12 protein-coding genes are annotated in these 16,032 nt (G+C 72.8%); 6 read left to right on the forward strand and 6 right to left on the reverse strand.

Features of this window, described 5'->3' with window-relative positions; genetic code table 11:
* Positions 1–687: 687 nt before the first annotated feature.
* A complete protein-coding gene (locus AB0G52_RS16140; RefSeq protein WP_361336942.1) occupies positions 688–2,904 on the reverse strand; it encodes an NADP-dependent isocitrate dehydrogenase in 2,217 nt (738 codons plus the stop codon).
* A 216-nt stretch (positions 2,905–3,120) separates the two neighbouring features.
* On the opposite strand from AB0G52_RS16140, the gene AB0G52_RS16145 reads away from it, so the two are divergent.
* Complete coding sequence (locus tag AB0G52_RS16145; protein ID WP_361336944.1) at positions 3,121–4,704, forward strand: M1 family aminopeptidase; 1,584 nt, start codon at positions 3,121–3,123, stop codon at positions 4,702–4,704.
* Here AB0G52_RS16145 and AB0G52_RS16150 read toward each other — a convergent pair whose 3' ends face one another.
* The 3 genes from AB0G52_RS16150 to AB0G52_RS16160 form a co-directional block, all read right to left on the reverse strand.
* A complete protein-coding gene (locus AB0G52_RS16150) occupies positions 4,705–5,133 on the reverse strand; it encodes a DUF4186 domain-containing protein (protein ID WP_132887952.1) in 429 nt (142 codons plus the stop codon).
* Positions 5,134–5,260: 127 nt separating this feature from the next.
* Positions 5,261–6,331 (reverse strand): mechanosensitive ion channel family protein, encoded by a 1,071-nt coding sequence (locus AB0G52_RS16155; protein ID WP_361336946.1) that lies wholly within the window; start codon positions 6,329–6,331, stop codon positions 5,261–5,263.
* Positions 6,332–6,442: 111 nt separating this feature from the next.
* Complete coding sequence (locus AB0G52_RS16160) at positions 6,443–7,426, reverse strand: lysylphosphatidylglycerol synthase transmembrane domain-containing protein (protein ID WP_361336948.1); 984 nt, start codon at positions 7,424–7,426, stop codon at positions 6,443–6,445.
* A gap of 156 nt (positions 7,427–7,582) precedes the next feature.
* On the opposite strand from AB0G52_RS16160, the gene AB0G52_RS16165 reads away from it, so the two are divergent.
* The 4 genes from AB0G52_RS16165 (at position 7,583) to AB0G52_RS16180 (ending at position 13,156) form a co-directional block, all read left to right on the forward strand.
* A complete protein-coding gene (locus AB0G52_RS16165) occupies positions 7,583–9,448 on the forward strand; it encodes an ABC transporter ATP-binding protein (RefSeq protein ID WP_132888156.1) in 1,866 nt (621 codons plus the stop codon).
* An 86-nt stretch (positions 9,449–9,534) separates the two neighbouring features.
* Positions 9,535–10,065 carry a 2Fe-2S iron-sulfur cluster-binding protein gene (locus tag AB0G52_RS16170; protein ID WP_132887954.1) on the forward strand — a complete coding sequence of 177 codons (531 nt, stop codon included), beginning with the start codon at positions 9,535–9,537 and terminating at the stop codon, positions 10,063–10,065.
* Positions 10,062–11,069, forward strand: coding sequence for a xanthine dehydrogenase family protein subunit M (locus tag AB0G52_RS16175; RefSeq protein ID WP_132887955.1), 1,008 nt, complete (start codon positions 10,062–10,064; stop codon positions 11,067–11,069). The genes AB0G52_RS16170 and AB0G52_RS16175 overlap by 4 nt, the downstream gene beginning before the upstream one ends.
* A 2-nt stretch (positions 11,070–11,071) precedes the next feature.
* A complete protein-coding gene (locus tag AB0G52_RS16180) occupies positions 11,072–13,156 on the forward strand; it encodes a xanthine dehydrogenase family protein molybdopterin-binding subunit (RefSeq protein ID WP_132887956.1) in 2,085 nt (694 codons plus the stop codon).
* Here AB0G52_RS16180 and AB0G52_RS16185 read toward each other — a convergent pair.
* Both AB0G52_RS16185 and AB0G52_RS16190 read right to left on the reverse strand, forming a co-directional pair.
* Complete coding sequence (locus AB0G52_RS16185; RefSeq protein ID WP_361337110.1) at positions 13,134–14,771, reverse strand: MFS transporter; 1,638 nt, start codon at positions 14,769–14,771, stop codon at positions 13,134–13,136. The two genes, AB0G52_RS16180 and AB0G52_RS16185, sit on opposite strands and share 23 nt — an antisense overlap.
* 128 nt (positions 14,772–14,899) lie before the next feature.
* A complete protein-coding gene (locus AB0G52_RS16190) occupies positions 14,900–15,331 on the reverse strand; it encodes a MarR family transcriptional regulator (protein WP_132887957.1) in 432 nt (143 codons plus the stop codon).
* A 125-nt stretch (positions 15,332–15,456) separates the two neighbouring features.
* Here AB0G52_RS16190 and AB0G52_RS16195 point away from each other — a divergent pair, with 125 nt between their 5' ends.
* On the forward strand, positions 15,457–16,026 hold the full coding sequence (locus tag AB0G52_RS16195; protein WP_132887958.1) for a TetR/AcrR family transcriptional regulator: 570 nt from the start codon (positions 15,457–15,459) through the stop codon (positions 16,024–16,026).
* Positions 16,027–16,032: the final 6 nt, after the last annotated feature.

A 16,032-nucleotide genomic window follows, 5' to 3' on the forward strand; every position in this document is an offset into this window, starting at 1 on the left:
GTGCGGGAAGGCATGACGGCGTGCGCGTACGGGCACGCGTCGGCGGAACGGAGGGCGGGGGCGGGGGCCGGGCCGGAGCGTCAGCTCACGGCGGGACACCCCATGGTGGTGACACGCACGAAGTCCACGTGGCGTCGGCTCACAAGCACCGTCATGCGCCGAGCGAACCACAGCGGATCCGGACGGACCAGACACCCGGCGCGCGTGACATGCAGACTTCACGAACGGGATACACACCGCCGGCCGCGGTGGTGGGCAGAGGCAGGCTCGCGGGATGACGCGGTGACACGTCGGCCGGGAGGAGCGAAGCCCGGTGCGGTCGGCCGCATGGCGGAGGGGCCGCGGTGCGGTCAGCCGTTGCCGGGGCGGGCGAGGTGGTGGGGCCCTTGGCCGGGGCCGGGGCCGGGGCCGGGGGGCGGCCGCTGTGGCGGGGGCGGCCGCGGTGGTGGTCGGGGGCGGATCGTGTGGCGGGATGGCGGCGGTGGCGTATCGGCGGGTCGCGTGGCAGAGAAGCCGCGGGTCGGTGCGCCGCTGCCTCGGCGGGCGACCCGGTGGGGGCACCTCCGGCCGCAGGCGGGGGGCGTCGGCGACCGGCGACAGCGCCGCAGGGGAGCCCGGACAGGGCTCCGCCCCGGCAGGCGGGGCCTGCCGGGGCGGAGACTTCGGGTGTGCGGAGGCGGCTTCGGCTCAGAGGGCCGCGAGCGCCGCGTTCCAGGTCGCCGACGGGCGCATGACCGCGTCCGCCTTGGCCTTCTCCGGCTGGTAGTAGCCGCCGATGTCGGCGGGCGAGCCCTGGACGGCGTTCAGCTCGTCGACGATCTTCTGCTCGTTGGCGGTGAGCGTCTCGGCGAGCGGCGCGAACGCCTTGGCGAGCTCCGCGTCCTCGGTCTGCTTCGCCAGCTCCTGCGCCCAGAACAGGGACAGGTAGAAGTGGCTGCCGCGGTTGTCGATGCCGCCGACGCGACGGGTCGGGGACTTGTCCTCGTTGAGGAAGGTCGCCGTGGCCCGGTCGAGGGTGTCGGCCAGCACCTTGGCGCGGGCGTTGCCGGTGAACTCGGCGTACTGCTCGAAGGACGGCACCAGGGCGAAGAACTCGCCGAGCGAGTCCCAGCGCAGGTAGTTCTCCTTGACCAGCTGCTGGACGTGCTTGGGAGCGGAGCCGCCGGCACCGGTCTCGAACAGGCCGCCGCCCGCCATCAGCGGGACGACCGAGAGCATCTTGGCGCTGGTGCCCAGCTCCAGGATCGGGAAGAGGTCGGTCAGGTAGTCACGGAGCACGTTGCCGGTGACGGAGATGGTGTTCTCGCCGCGGCGGATGCGCTCCACCGACAGCTTGGTGGCCTCCACCGGGGACAGGACGCGGATGTCCAGGCCCTCGGTGTCGTGCTCCGACAGGTACTGCTCGACCTTGGCGATCAGGTTCGCGTCGTGGGCGCGGCCCTCGTCCAGCCAGAAGACGGCCGGGTCGCCGGTGGCGCGGGCGCGGGTGACGGCCAGCTTCACCCAGTCCTTGATCGGCGCGTCCTTGGTCTGGCAGGCGCGGAAGATGTCACCCGCGGCGACCGGCTGCTCGATCAGCGCGTTGCCGGCGGCGTCGACCACGCGGACCGTGCCGGCGGCGGCGATCTCGAAGGTCTTGTCGTGGGAGCCGTACTCCTCGGCCTTCTGCGCCATCAGGCCCACGTTCGGCACCGAGCCCATGGTGGACGGGTCGAAGGCGCCGTTGGCCCGGCAGTCCTCGATCACGGCCTGGTAGACACCGGCGTAGGAGGAGTCCGGGATGACCGCGAGGGTGTCGGCCTCCTGGCCGTCCGGGCCCCACATGTGGCCGGAGGTGCGGATCATGGCCGGCATCGAGGCGTCGATGATGACGTCCGAGGGGACGTGCAGGTTGGTGATGCCCTTGTCGGAGTCGACCATCGCGAGGGCCGGGCCCTCGGCGATCTCGGCGTCGAAGGAGGCCTTGATCTCGGCGCCCTCCGGCAGGTTCTCCAGGCCCTTGTAGATGCCGCCCAGGCCGTCGTTCGGGGACAGTCCGGCCGCCTTCAGGGTCTGGCCGTACTGCGCGAACGTCTTCGGGAAGAAGGCGCGCACCACGTGACCGAAGATGATCGGGTCGGAGACCTTCATCATCGTGGCCTTCAGGTGCACGGAGAACAGCACGCCCTCCTGCTTGGCGCGGGCGATCTGCGCGGCCAGGAAGTCGTTGAGCTGCGCGACGTGCAGCACGGAGGCGTCGACGACCTCGCCCTCCAGGACCGGTACGGAGTCCTTGAGGACGGTGGTGGTGCCGTCCTCGGCGACCAGCTCGATCCTCAGCTCGCCGGCCTCGGAGATCACCACGGACTTCTCGGTGGAGCGGAAGTCGTTCTCGCCCATGGTGGCCACGTCGGTCTTGGACTCGGGGGTCCAGGCGCCCATGCGGTGCGGGTGGGTCTTGGCGTAGTTCTTGACCGAGGCGGGCGCGCGGCGGTCCGAGTTGCCCTCACGCAGGACCGGGTTCACGGCGGAACCCTTGACCTTGTCGTAGCGGGCGCGGATCTCGCGCTCCTCGTCGGTCTTCGGGTCGTCCGGGTAGTCCGGCAGCGCGTAGCCCTTGCCCTGGAGCTCGGCGACCGCGGCCTTCAGTTGCGGGATCGACGCCGAGATGTTCGGCAGCTTGACGATGTTGGCCTCGGGCGTCTTTGCCAGGTCGCCCAGCTCGGCCAGCGCGTCCGGGATGCGCTGGTCCTCGTTCAGGTACTCCGGGAAGTGCGCGATGATGCGCCCGGCCAGCGAGATGTCACGGGTGTCCACGGCGACACCGGCCTGCGAGGCGTACGCCTGGACCACCGGCAGGAACGAATGCGTCGCCAGGGCCGGGGCCTCGTCTGTGTAGGTGTAGATGATGGTCGAGTCAGTCACCGGGTGCTCCGCTCCACGTCTGCAACATTGCTCGACATCAAGATATCTCGTGACCGACCCGCGTTCGACAGGGGTCCGCGACTCGGAAGATCTGTCTGTCGTACCGCAGGCAACCGAATCGCTCACAACGGTGGTCAACAGGACGAGCCACCACCACCGGCCGGCGGACGGACCGACCACCCGTCCGCCCGAGCGAAACCCGAGTGAAAACCGACCATGAGATACCGCACCAGAGTGACGGCCCCGGCGGCCGCCCTGCTCGGCACGGCGACCGTCCTGGCCACGGGGGCCCCGGCCCTCGCGCGTCCCTTCTCCGCGGGGGAGAAGAGGGGCGCCGCGAGGGCCGGGGGCGAGACGCCGGCCCCGGGCCCCGAGACCCTCGGGGACCCCGTCTACCCGGCCCTCGGCAACGACGGCTACCGCGTCCTCGCCTACCATCTCGACCTCGCCTACGACGCCACGACCCGCCTCGTCACCGGCACCGCGACCCTGCGCGTCCGCACCACCGGGAACCTGTCCCGGCTCTCCCTGGACGCCCTCGGCCTGGACATATCCGCCGTGCGCGTCGACGACCGGGCCGCCGCCTTCGAGCAGGCGGACGAGAAGCTGCGGATCACCCCGGTCCGGCCGCTGCGCGCGTGCGACGACGTCACGGTGTGCGTGACCTACTCGGCCGACCCGCGCCGCGCCCTCCCGCACACCGCCTGGGTGCCCACCCCCGACGGCTTCGCGATCTGCCCGCAGCCGGACTCCGCGCACACCGTCTTCCCGTGCAACGACCACCCGTCGGACAAGGCCGACTTCACCTTCCGCATCACCGTCCCCAGTGGCCTGCGCGGTGTCGCGAACGGCCTGCTCACCTGCGTCGAGGACCTCCCCGGCGACCGGACAGCCTACTCGTACCGCTCCCGCTCGCCGATGGCCACCGAACTCGTCCAGATCACCGTCGGCGACTACGTGGTCCGGGACCGGCAGGGCCCGCACGGACTGCCGCTGCGGGACGTCGTCCCCGCCGCCCGGGCCGCCGCCCTGGAGCCGGCGCTCGCCCTCACCCCGGGGCAGGTGGCCTGGCTGGAGGACCGGCTCGGCATCGCCTTCCCGTTCGAGACCTACGGCCTGCTGCCCTGCAACTCCGACGACCCGGACGCCTTCGACTTCACCGGCCTGGAGACCCAGACCCTCACCCTCTACAAGCCGGACTTCCTGCTCCAGCAGGAGCCGAGGATCGGCTCGCACATGATGCACGAGCTGGTCCACTCCTACTTCGGCAACCTGGTCTCGCCCGCCACCTGGGCCGACCTGTGGCTGAACGAGGGCCACGCCGACTTCTACGGGCTGCTCTACCGCTACGAGCGCGGCTGGCCGGACTCCCTGGGCCTCACCACCATGGAGGCCCGGATGAAGGACACCTACGCCCGCGGCGACCAGTGGCGCCACGACTCCGGGCCGGTGGCCGCCCCGAACGCGGTCGACCTCTTCGACAGCCAGCGCTACCTCGGCGGCGTCCTGACCCTGTACGCCTTCCGCGAGCTGGTCGGCGAGGACGTCTTCCACGCCGTCGAGCGCACCTTCCTGGAACGCTTCCGCCGCCGCTCGGCCTCGACGGCGGACTACATCGCCGTGGCCTCGGAGGTCTCCGGCCAGGACCGGTCCGGTTTCCTGCGCGACTGGCTCTACGGCACGACGACCCCGCGGATGCCCGGCCACCCGGACTGGACGGTCACCCCCGTGACCCCCGCCCCGGCCACCCCGCACAGCCTGCGCGGCGGCCACCACCACGACAACTCGGCGACGTTCTGATCAGCCGTGGCGGGCGGAGCCGGACCCGGCTCCGCCCGCCACCTCGCGCTCGATCCACCGGCAGATCACGTCCACCACGTACACGTGCTCCGCGCGGCTCAGTTCCCGGCCCCGGGGAATCCCGTGCCAGCGCTGGAGGCATCCCCGGCAGCACGTGGCGGTGGCATGCTGGGCGACGAACACCGGGTGCCCCCGGTACGGCGTCTGCTTGCCGTCCTTGACCGGCGCGGCCGGGGCCAGCCGCCGGGCGACCAGGTCGTAGGCGTGCCACCGTACGGTCGCCGCGCCCTTGAGCTCGGCGGTGGCCAGATCCCGCCCGCGCAGGTGGAACCTGGCCCCGAAGGGCCGGCAGCGCGCGATGTCGTCGAGCCGCCGGTCGAGGGCCGGGCCGCTGGGAAGGGGACCGGAAAGGTTCGGGGGAACGGTCATGACGATCCGATGATACGTCCGGTCCCCGACGGTATCGGCGGCCGGTGGCCCGGGGTACGAGGCCCTCACGACGGGCGCGGTCCCCGCGCCTTCCGCGGCAGGTCAGCCCCCCGGCGCCCCCATGGTCCTACGGCAGGTCCCGCCCCGCCCGCTGTTGCGGTATCACCACCGCCCCCTGCTGGAGCGCCACCGTGCGGGCCGGGGCCGGGATGCGGATGCCCTCCTCGCGGTAGCGGCGGTGCAGGCGCTTGATGAACTCGTGCTTGATCCGGAACTGGTCGCTGAACTCGCCGACCCCGAGGATCACCGTGAAACCGATCCGCGAGTCGCCGAACGTGTGGAAGCGGATGGCCGGTTCGTGCTCCGGGACCGCTCCGGTGATCTCGGTCATCGTCTCCGCGATGACCTCGTGCGTGACGCGCTCGACGTGGTCCAGATCGCTGTCGTAGGCCACGCCCACCTGCACCAGGATCGTCAACCGCTGCTCGGGGCGCGTGTAGTTGGTCATGTTGGTCTTCGCCAGCTGGCCGTTGGGGATGACCACCAGGTTGTTGGAGAGCTGACGGACGGTCGTCTGACGCCAGTTGATGTCCACGACATACCCCTCCTCACCGCTGCTCAGCTGGATGTAGTCACCCGGCTGGACGGTCTTGGAGGCGAGGATGTGGATGCCCGCGAAGAGGTTGGCGAGGGTGTCCTGGAGCGCCAGCGCGACCGCGAGACCGCCCACGCCCAGGGCGGTGAGCAGCGGCGCTATGGAGATGCCCAACGTCTGCAGCACCACCAGGAAACCGATCGCGAGGACCAGCACCCGGGTGATGTTCACGAAGATCGTGGCCGATCCCGCGACCCCGGAGCGGGACTGCGTGACCGACTGCACGAGCCCGGCGATCACCCGTGCCGCCGACACCGTCACCGCGAAGATCAGCAGCACCTGAAGGCACTGGTTGGTGTGGTGCTGGACCGTCTTCGTCAGCGGCAGCACCGCCGTCGCGGCCGCCGCGCCGCCCGCGAGCGCCGCCCACGGGACCACCGTGCGCAGCGCGTCCACGACGACGTCGTCACCGCTCCAGCGGGTCCGCTTGGCGTGCTTCGCCAGCCAGCGCAGCAGCCCGCGCGACAGAAACGCCAGCAACAGACCCGCGGCCAGCGCGATCGAGGCCAGGACCAGGTCGTCGACGGTGAGCGCTCGGTTCACCGGTTACCTCCGTTCGGTAGTGCAACCGCTCATCCTGCCGCATCCGCACAGAGGTTCACACCGACACCGGCTCAGACCGGCCCCGCCGCGGGGCAGTTGAAAAGCCGCCGGTCAGATGACCTTCAGTCGCACCAACGCCCCCAGGGTCAGCGCTCCCGGCAGCAACGGCACCCATACGGTGATGATCCGGTACGCCAGCACCACCGCCGTGACCACCGCCACCGGGCCGCCCGCCGCCACCAGCGCCACGATCAGCGCCGCCTCCACCGAACCCAGGCCGCCCGGCGTGGGGATCAGCGCGACCGCGACCGTGGCCGCCAGGTAGGCCAGCGCCATGTGGGCGGGCGGCACCCGAAGACCCAGCGCCTGCCCCACCGCCACCAGGCCCACCGCCTGGAGCGCGGGGAACGCCAGCGAACCGCCCCACAGCGCCAGCGCCCGCGACGGACGCGTGTGCACCGACCGGGCCTCGCTCAGCGCGGTGCGCACGAACCGGAACACCGGCTCGCGCACCCGTCGGGTGCCGAACAGCACGCCCAGGGCCGCGGCCGACAGCGCGCAGACGGCGGCCAGCACCGGGCCGGCGTCCCCGGCGGGAAGCAGGCCGTCCAGCCGCAGCGCGTCGGGGAAGGCGAAGAAGAGGGCGGCCATCAGCCCCACCCGGGCCACCGACTCGGCGAGCAGATACAGGGCGAGCGCGGCCGAGGAGGTGGCGAGCGGCACCCCGCACACGGTCATGAACCGCAGGTTGACCGCGCCCGAGCCAAGACCCGTCGGCAGCAGGTGGTTGGCCGAGCCGGCCGCGAGCTGGGTCGCCAGCAGCCGCCAGCGCGGCAGCGGCTGGATCACCGCGCCCTGCCGGGTGAAGGCCGCGGCCACCCAGGTCAGGCAGGTGGCGCCGGCGGCCGCCAGCAGCCACGGCCAGGAGGCGGACCGCAACTGGCCGAAGCCCTCGACGAGGACCGGCCAGTGCTGCACCGCGACGACCGCGACGAGCACGAGCGGTACCAGGGTGAGGACGTGCCGCACCGGGACGCGGCGGACGAGCCGGGGGAGGCGGCTCTCACGGAAGCCGGGGATTCTTTCCGCTGTCACACCCCGAGAGGTTCTCCGCGCCGCCCCAACGCTGGGTGGCGGAAGAGGAGACGGCGGATGACGGCCGGGATGCGGCTGGGGTTGCTCCGTACGGGGGGCCGGCGGGCGCACCTTGACCTCAACGAACCTTGAGGTTCTACGTTCTCCCCCATGAGTATGGAGACCACCGCCTGGATGCAGCTGCACAGCGTGATGACCGCCCAGCAGGAGCGGCGCCCGTTCGACCGGGCCACGCTGCGCCGCATCGCCGCCTTCGCCCGCCCGCACCGCGCGGGCATAGTCCGTTTCGTCCTGCTCGGGGTGGTGACCGCCCTGCTCGCCGTCGCGACCCCCGTGCTCGCCGGGCATGTCGTCGACGCGATCGTGTCGGGGCGCGACGCCGGCACGGTCGTACGGCTGTCGCTGCTGATCGCGCTGGCCGCGGTCGCGGAGGCGGCGCTCGGAGTGCTCGGGCGGCGGCTCTCGGCGACGCTCGGCGAGGGACTCATCCTCGACCTGCGCACGGCCGTGTTCGATCACGTGCAGCGCATGCCCGTGGCGTTCTTCACCCGCACCCGTACGGGAGCGCTGGTCAGCCGACTCAACAACGACGTGATCGGCGCCCAGCGCGCCTTCGCGGGCACCCTCTCCGGAGTGGTCAGCAACCTGGTCACCCTGGTGCTCACGCTCGTGGTCATGCTCACCCTGTCCTGGCAGATCACCCTGCTCGCGCTGGTGCTGCTGCCGCTGTTCGTGGTGCCCGCCCGCCGGATGGGCGGCCGGATGGCCCGCATGCAGCGCGAGGCCGCCGCCCTCAACGCCGACATGGGCACCCGGATGACCGAGCGGTTCTCCGCCCCGGGCGCCACCCTGATCAAGCTCTTCGGCCGGCCCGAGGAGGAGTCCGCCGAGTTCACGGCGCGCGCCGCCCGGGTCCGGGACATCGGGGTGCGCACCGCCACCGCCCAGTCGGTGTTCATGACCGCGCTGACCCTGGTCTCCTCGCTGGCCCTCGCCCTGGTCTACGGCCTCGGCGGCTGGTTCGCGCTGCGCGGCACCCTGCAGGCGGGTGCCGTCGTCTCCCTCGCCCTGCTGCTGACCCGCCTGTACGCCCCGCTCACCGCGCTCGCCGGCGCCCGCGTCGAGGTGATGAGCGCACTGGTCAGCTTCGAGCGGGTCTTCGAAGTGCTCGACCTGAAGCCCCTGATCGAGGAGAAACCGGACGCCCGCGAGGTCCCCGAGGGCCCGGTCGCCGTCGAGTTCGACGACGTCCGGTTCGCCTACCCGGCCGCCGACCAGGTCTCCCTCGCGTCACTCGAAGAGGTCGCGGTCCTCGACTCGCGCGGCGGCGCCGACGTCCTGCACGGCGTCTCCTTCCGCGCCGAACCCGGCCAGACCGTCGCCCTGGTGGGTTCCTCCGGCGCCGGCAAGTCCACCATCGCCCAGCTGCTGCCCCGCCTGTACGACGTCGACGGGGGCGCCGTCCGCGTCGGCGGCGTGGACGTCCGCGACCTGACCGCGGGCTCGCTGCGCGCCACCCTCGGCATGGTCACCCAGGACGGCCACCTCTTCCACGACACGGTCCGCGCCAACCTGCTGCTCGCCCGGCCCGCGGCCACCGACGACGAACTGTGGGAGGCCCTCGGCCGCGCCCGCCTGGACGAGGTCGTACGGTCCCTGCCCGACGGCCTGGACACGGTGGTCGGCGAGCGCGGTTACCGGCTCTCCGGCGGGGAGCGCCAGCGCATGACCATCGCCCGGCTGCTGCTGGCCCGCCAGCGCGTCGTCATCCTCGACGAGGCCACCGCCCACCTCGACAACACCTCGGAGGCGGCCGTCCAGGAGGCGCTCACCGAGGCCCTGGAAGGGCGTACGGCCGTGGTCATCGCGCACCGGCTGTCGACGGTGCGGTCCGCCGACCAGATCCTGGTGGTGGAGGCCGGGCGGATCGTGGAGCGGGGAACCCACGAGTCGTTGCTGGCGGCGGAGGGACGGTACGCGGAGCTGTACCGGACGCAGTTCGCGCAGGCGCCGACGGTCTGAGCCGCGGGTGGTGGTAGGTGTGGGTCGGCGTGACCTGGATACCTGGAGCAGGCGGCGGCACACCCCGTCGGGAAGACAGGCACGCCATGGACAGTGACATCCAGCGCTCCGAGACCACCCTCCGGGTCAACGGCAAACCCCACACCCTGCTCCTCGACCACCGGCGCGTCCTGCTGGACGTGCTCCGCGAGGACCTGGACCTGACCGGCGCCAAGAAGGGCTGCGACCACGGCCAGTGCGGCGCCTGCACCGTGCTGGCCGACGGACGCCGGGTGAACAGCTGCCTGCTGCTCGCCGTGTCCCTCGACGGCAGCGAGATCACCACCGTCGAAGGTCTGTCCGCCGACGGCGAGGCCCCGCACCCGCTGCAACGGGCGTTCCTCGACCGCGACGCCTTCCAGTGCGGCTACTGCACCCCCGGCCAGCTCTGCTCCGCCCTGGGCGTGCTCGCCGAGGCCGCCGCCGGGCACCCCTCGCACGTCACCGACCCGGCGGCGCCGTCCGGCCGGCCGGTACCCCTGGACCGGACCGAGATCCGCGAGCGGCTCAGCGGCAACCTGTGCCGGTGCGGGGCCTACCCCCGGATCGTCGACGCGGTGCGGGACGTGATCCCGTGAGGTCCTTCGACTACGTCCGCGCCCGCACCCCCGAGGAGGCCGTCGAGGCCTTCACCGACCGCCCCGGCGCCCGCTACCTGGCCGGCGGCACCAACCTCGTCGACCTGATGAAGCTCGGCGTCGAACGGCCCACCGCCCTGATCGACGTCAGCCGCCTCCCCCTGGACGGGGTGACGGAACTGCCCGACGGGACCCTGCGGGCCGGCGCCACCGTCCGCAACAGCGACCTCGCCGCCCACCCCCTGGTCCGCGACCGCTACCCGGTGCTGTCCCAGGCGCTGCTCGCCGGCGCCTCGGGCCAGCTGCGCAACGTCGCCACGACCGGCGGCAACCTCCTCCAGCGCACCCGCTGCAGCTACTTCCAGGACCCCGGCAAGCCCTGCAACAAACGCGAACCGGGCAGCGGCTGCGGCGCCCTGGACGGCGTCCACCGCGACCACGCCGTCCTCGGCACCTCCCCGCACTGCATCGCCACCCACCCCTCCGACATGGCCGTCGCCCTCGCCGCCCTGGGCGCCCGCATCGAGCTGTACGGCCCCGAGGGCGCCCGCACCGTCGAGGCGACCGACTTCCACCGGCTGCCCGAGGAACACCCCGAGCGCGACACCGAGATCCGCCCCGGCGAACTGATCACCGGGGTGCTGCTGCCCGCCGCCGCGGCCGGCGTGCCCTCGGCCTACCGCAAGGCCCGCGACCGGGCGTCGTACGCCTTCGCCCTCGCCTCCGTCGCCGTCGTGCTCCGGGTCGCCGACGGGCAGGTCGCACAGGTGGGCCTGGCCTTCGGCGGGCTCGCCCACCGCCCCTGGCGGGCCCGGGTCGCGGAGGCGGCCCTGCTGGGCGAGGCGGCCACCCCGGCGGTGTTCGCGAGCGCCGTCGACCTGGAACTCGCCGCCGCCCGCCCGCTGCCGGACAACGCCTACAAACTGCCCCTCGCCCGCAACCTCGCCCTCGACGTGCTGGCCCGGCTCACCCCGGCGCCCGCCCCGCTCCCACCCCGGAGGTAGCCATGGCCCGCACCGCCCTCGGCGACCCGGCCGAGCGCCGGGAAGGGCTCGCCAAGGTCAAAGGCGCCGCCCGCTACGCCGCCGAGCACCCCCTGCCCGGCCGCGTGCACGCCCGGGCCGTCCCCGCCTCCGTGATCCGCGGCCGGATCACCGCCTTCGACACCGGACCCGCCCGCGCCGTCCCCGGCGTGCTCACCGTCCTCACCCACGAGAACGCCCCGCGCCTGGCCGAACCCGACGACGCCACCCTCGCCCTGCTCCAGGGTCCCGACGTACCGCACCGCGGCTGGTGCGTCGCCCTGGTCGTCGCCGAGACCCCCGAGGCGGCCCGGGCCGGCGCCGACGCCGTCCAGGTCGGCTACGAGACCGCCGACCACGACGTGGTGCTCGTCCCCGGCCACCCCGCCACCCGTGAACCCGACGAGGCCAACGGCGGCCAGCCCGCCCGCCACCGGCACGGCGAGCCGGAGTCCGCCTTCGCCCGGTCCGCCGTCCGGGTGGACGTCACCTACCGCACCGAGCCCCTGCACAACCACCCGATGGAACCCCACGCCAGCACCGCCCTCTGGGACCGCGGCCGGCTGACCGTGTACACCTCCAGCCAGGGCACCAGCGACGTCCGCAGCGTGCTGGCCGGGCTGTTCGCGCTGCCCGTCGACCGGGTCACCGTACGCGCCGAGCACGTCGGCGGCGGCTTCGGCTCCAAGGGTTCCGCGCGACCGGACGTGGTCCTCGCCGCCATGGCCGCCCGCCACACCGGCCGGCCCGTCACCGTGGCCTGGCCGCGCCGCGGCATGCCCACGGCGGTCGGCCACCGCGCCCCGACCCTCAACCGGCTGCGGCTGGGCGCCACCTCGGACGGGAAACTGACCGCCCTCCTGCACGACGTGACCACCCACACCTCGCCGGTCAGGTCGTACGTCGAACTGGCGGGCACCACCTCGGGCGTCATGTACGCCACGCCGAACCTGGCCATCGCCCACCACGTCGTCCCGCTGGACGTGCCCAGCCCGTCCTGGATGCGCGCCCCGGGTGAGGCGACCGGGATGTACGCCCTGGAATCGGCGATCGACGAACTCGCCGACGAACTGGGCATGGACCCGATCGAGCTGCGGATCCGCAACGAACCCGACCGCGAACCCGCCGGCGGGCAGCCCTTCAGCAGCAGGCACCTCGTCGAGTGCCTGCGCGAGGGCGCCCGCCGCTTCGACTGGCACCACCACGTGCGGCGCGCCGAGGGCCCGCTGCTGATCGGCACCGGCGTGGCCGCCGCCACCTACCCGGTCATGGTCTCCCCGTGCACGGCCACCGCGGAGGCCAGGCCGGACGGCATCTTCGTCGTCCGGGTGAACGCCTCCGACATCGGCACCGGCGCCCGGACCGTCCTCACCCAGATAGCCGCCGACGCCCTCGGCGCCCCCCTCGACCGGGTCCGTACCGAGATCGGCGACAGCGATCTGCCCCAGGCGCCGGTGGCCGGCGGCTCGTCCGGGACCGCGTCCTGGGGCTGGGCCGTGCACGAGGCCTGCACCCGGCTGCTGAACCGGCTCGCCGACCACACCGGCCCGCTGCCCGAACGCGGTCTCGCGGTCCGCGCGGACACCAGCGGACGGGCCGACGCCGACAGCTCCCACGCCCGCCACGCGTTCGGCGCCCACTTCGCCGAGGTCGCCGTGGACACCGTCACCGGCGAGGTCCGGGTCCGCCGCCTCCTCGGCGTCTACGCGGCCGGCCACATCCTCAACCCCCGTACCGCGCGCTCCCAGTTCGTCGGCGCCATGACGATGGGCCTGGGCATGGCCCTGACCGAGGGCAGCACGCTGGACCCGGCGTACGGCGACTTCGCGGAGGCCGACCTGGCCTCCTACCACGTCCCCACGCACGCCGACGTCCCCGACATCGAGGCGCACTGGATCGACGAGGACGACCCGCACCTCAACCCCATGGGCAGCAAGGGCATCGGCGAGATCGGCATCGTCGGCACCCCCGCCGCCATCGGTAACGCCGTCCACCACGCCATCGGCAGCCGCATCCGCACCCTGCCGCTGACCCCGGACCGGGTCCTCACCGCTTTGAACGCTCGGTGACCCGCGCGGCGGGGGCCGGGCGCGCACCGTCGGTCCGGTGGCCGCCGCGCAGCGCCGAGGCCACGGCGGAGACCAGGGCCATGCCCGCGGCCACGCCGAAGACGATGCCCAGGCCGTGGTGGAAGGGGCCGGAGACGAGGCGCGGGAAGAAGGTGTGCCCGGTCAGGACCGCCCGCTGGGCGGCCGACACGTGGTGCAGGACGCCCTCGGACGCCAGCAGGTGCTGGATCGGGTTGTCGCCGAGGAACGTCGCGAACAGCGTGCTCACCGGCGGCAGCGACGCCGCGTGCGCGGCGGAGGCGGCCGGCACGCCGTGCGCCGTGAGCCCGCTGTGCAGCGTGTCCGGCAGCGAGGCGGCCAGCCCGGACACCATCAGCGAGAAGAACACCCCGATGGACAGCGCCGTGCCGGAGTTCTGGAAGGTGGAGCGCATCCCCGAGGCGACGCCCCGGTACTCGGCGGGCACACTGCCCATGATCGAGGACGTGTTGGGCGCCGAGAACATGCCCTGGCCGAGCCCGTTGAGCAGCAGCAGCGCCGCGAACAGCCCGTAGGGGAAGTCGACGGGCAGCGCCAGCAGTCCCAGGAAGGACAGGGCGACGACCAGCAGTCCCGCGGTGGAGAACAGCCGGGCCCCGAACCGGTCCGACAGGTAGCCGGAGACCGGGCCCGCGACGAGGAAGCCGAGGGTGAGCGGCAGCATGAAGACGCCGGCCCACAGCGGGGTGTCCGCGAAGTCGTAGCCGTGCAGGGGCAGCCAGATGCCCTGCAGCCAGATGATCAGCATGAACTGGAGGCCGCCGCGTGCGATCGCGGTCAGCAGGGCCGCGAGGTTGCCCGCGGCGAACGCCCGCACCCGGAACAGGGCCAGGTCGAACATGGGCTCGGCGACCCGGGTCTCGATGACGCAGAACGCCAGCAGCAGCAGGACCCCGCCGATCAACCCGCCGAGCACCCAGGGGTTGTGCCAGCCGGTGGCGCTGTCGCCGTAGGGCTGGATGCCGTAGGTGATGCCGGCCAGCAGGATGCCGGCGCCCGCCGCGAAGGTGAGGTTGCCCAGCCAGTCGATCCGGCCGGGGCGGCCCGTCGAGGTCTCCCGCAGGCTCAGGTACGACCAGACGGTGCCCGTGACGCTGACCGGGACGCTCACCCAGAACACGGCACGCCAGTCGACGACGGCCAGCAGCCCGCCCGCGAGCAGACCGAGGAACTGTCCGGCCAGCGCGGTGATCTGGTTGATGCCGAGGGCCATGCCGCGCTGCCGGGCCGGGAACGCGTCGGTGAGGATGGCGGCCGAGTTGGCGGTGAGCATGGACCCGCCGAACGCCTGCACGATCCGCCACAGGATCAGCCACAGGGCGCCGGCCCCCGCCCGGAACGGATCGAGCGACAGCGCGACCGAGGCGCACGCGAAGACCAGGAAGCCGAGGTTGTAGATCTTCACCCGCCCGAACATGTCGCCGAGCCGGCCGAGTACGACGACCAGCACGGCGGAGACCAGCAGGTACCCCAGGATCATCCAGAGCAGGTAGCCGATGTTGCCCGGCGCGAGCGGGTCGAGGCCGATCCCGCGGAAGATCGCCGGCAGCGAGATGATCACGATGGAGGCGTCCATCGTGGCGATCAGGACGCCCAGGGTGGTGTTCGACAGCGCGACCCACTTGTAGCGGGGCCCCGGCGGAGTCTCCGTGCGGCGGGCCGAGCGCGGTGAGCCCGGCCGCGCGCCGGAGGGCGTCCGCGCGCTCACAGCCGTTCCGCCAGACGTCCGAGCACGGGCAGGGCCGTCGCGAGGGCCGCCCGTTCCGCGGCCGAGAGCTCGTCGATCACCGTCGCGAGCCGTTGCACGGACTCCGAGCGCCGCTCGGCGAGCACCGCCCGCCCGTCCTCGGTGACGGCCACGATGCTCCGCCGCCCGTCCGCGGCGTCGGGGGTACGGCCCACCAGACCGCGCTGTTCGAGCTGGGCGAGGGTGCTGGCCATGGCCTGCGGCCGGACCCGCTCCATCTCGGCGAGCGCGGTGGGGGAGTCGGGGCCGTCGGCGGCGAGGCGCGCGAGCACGGACACCCCGGAGAGCGAGATGTCCCCGACGGCATGGGCCTGCCGCAGCCGCCGCGTCACCCGCCCGAGCGTGAGCCGCAGTTCGGAGGCCAGCCGGGAGGTCTCATCCGTTTCCATATCTACTAACACTAGGTTTATCAGTCTGGACTGTTCAATCAATCTTCAGTAAATCCGATCTGGCTGCGGCCAGGGTCGTAAACCGGTCGGTTTCCATGGGGTCGGAATCGCGTTACCCTCGCGCCATGACCACCGACGCGAAGCCAAGCTCCCGGCAGCGGCTGCTGGAGGCGGCAGCCACCCTCACGTACCGAGACGGCGTCGGCATCGGCGTCGACGCGCTGTGCAAGGCGGCGGGGGTGTCGAAGCGCTCCATGTACCAGTTGTTCGAGAGCAAGGACGAACTGCTGGCGGCGAGCCTGGAGGAACGCGCCGCCGCCTACGCGGAGACGCTCCTGCCGCCGAAGGACGACGGCCGCCCGCCCCGCGAGCGGATCATGCACGTCTTCGACCGGCTGGCGTCGCAGGCGGGTGCGCCGGACTTCCTGGGCTGCCGGTACCTCGCCGTGCAGATCGAGCTCAAGGACCAGGACCACCCGGCGAGCCGGGTGGCCCACCGGGTCAAGGAGAGCCTGACCGCCTTCTTCCGCGCCGAGGCCGAACGGGGTGGCGCGAGCGACCCCGATCTGCTGGCCAGGCAGCTGACCCTGGTCTTCGACGGCGTCAGCGCCCGCGCGGGAATCAAGGCGGACACGCCCACCGGGCTGGTCGCTCCCACCGTGACGGTCCTGCTCGACGCGGCCCACCTGCGCTGACCCGGA

Origin of the sequence: Streptomyces sp. NPDC021562 (assembly GCF_040640875.1) — a bacterium.
Lineage (GTDB): Bacteria > Actinomycetota > Actinomycetes > Streptomycetales > Streptomycetaceae > Streptomyces.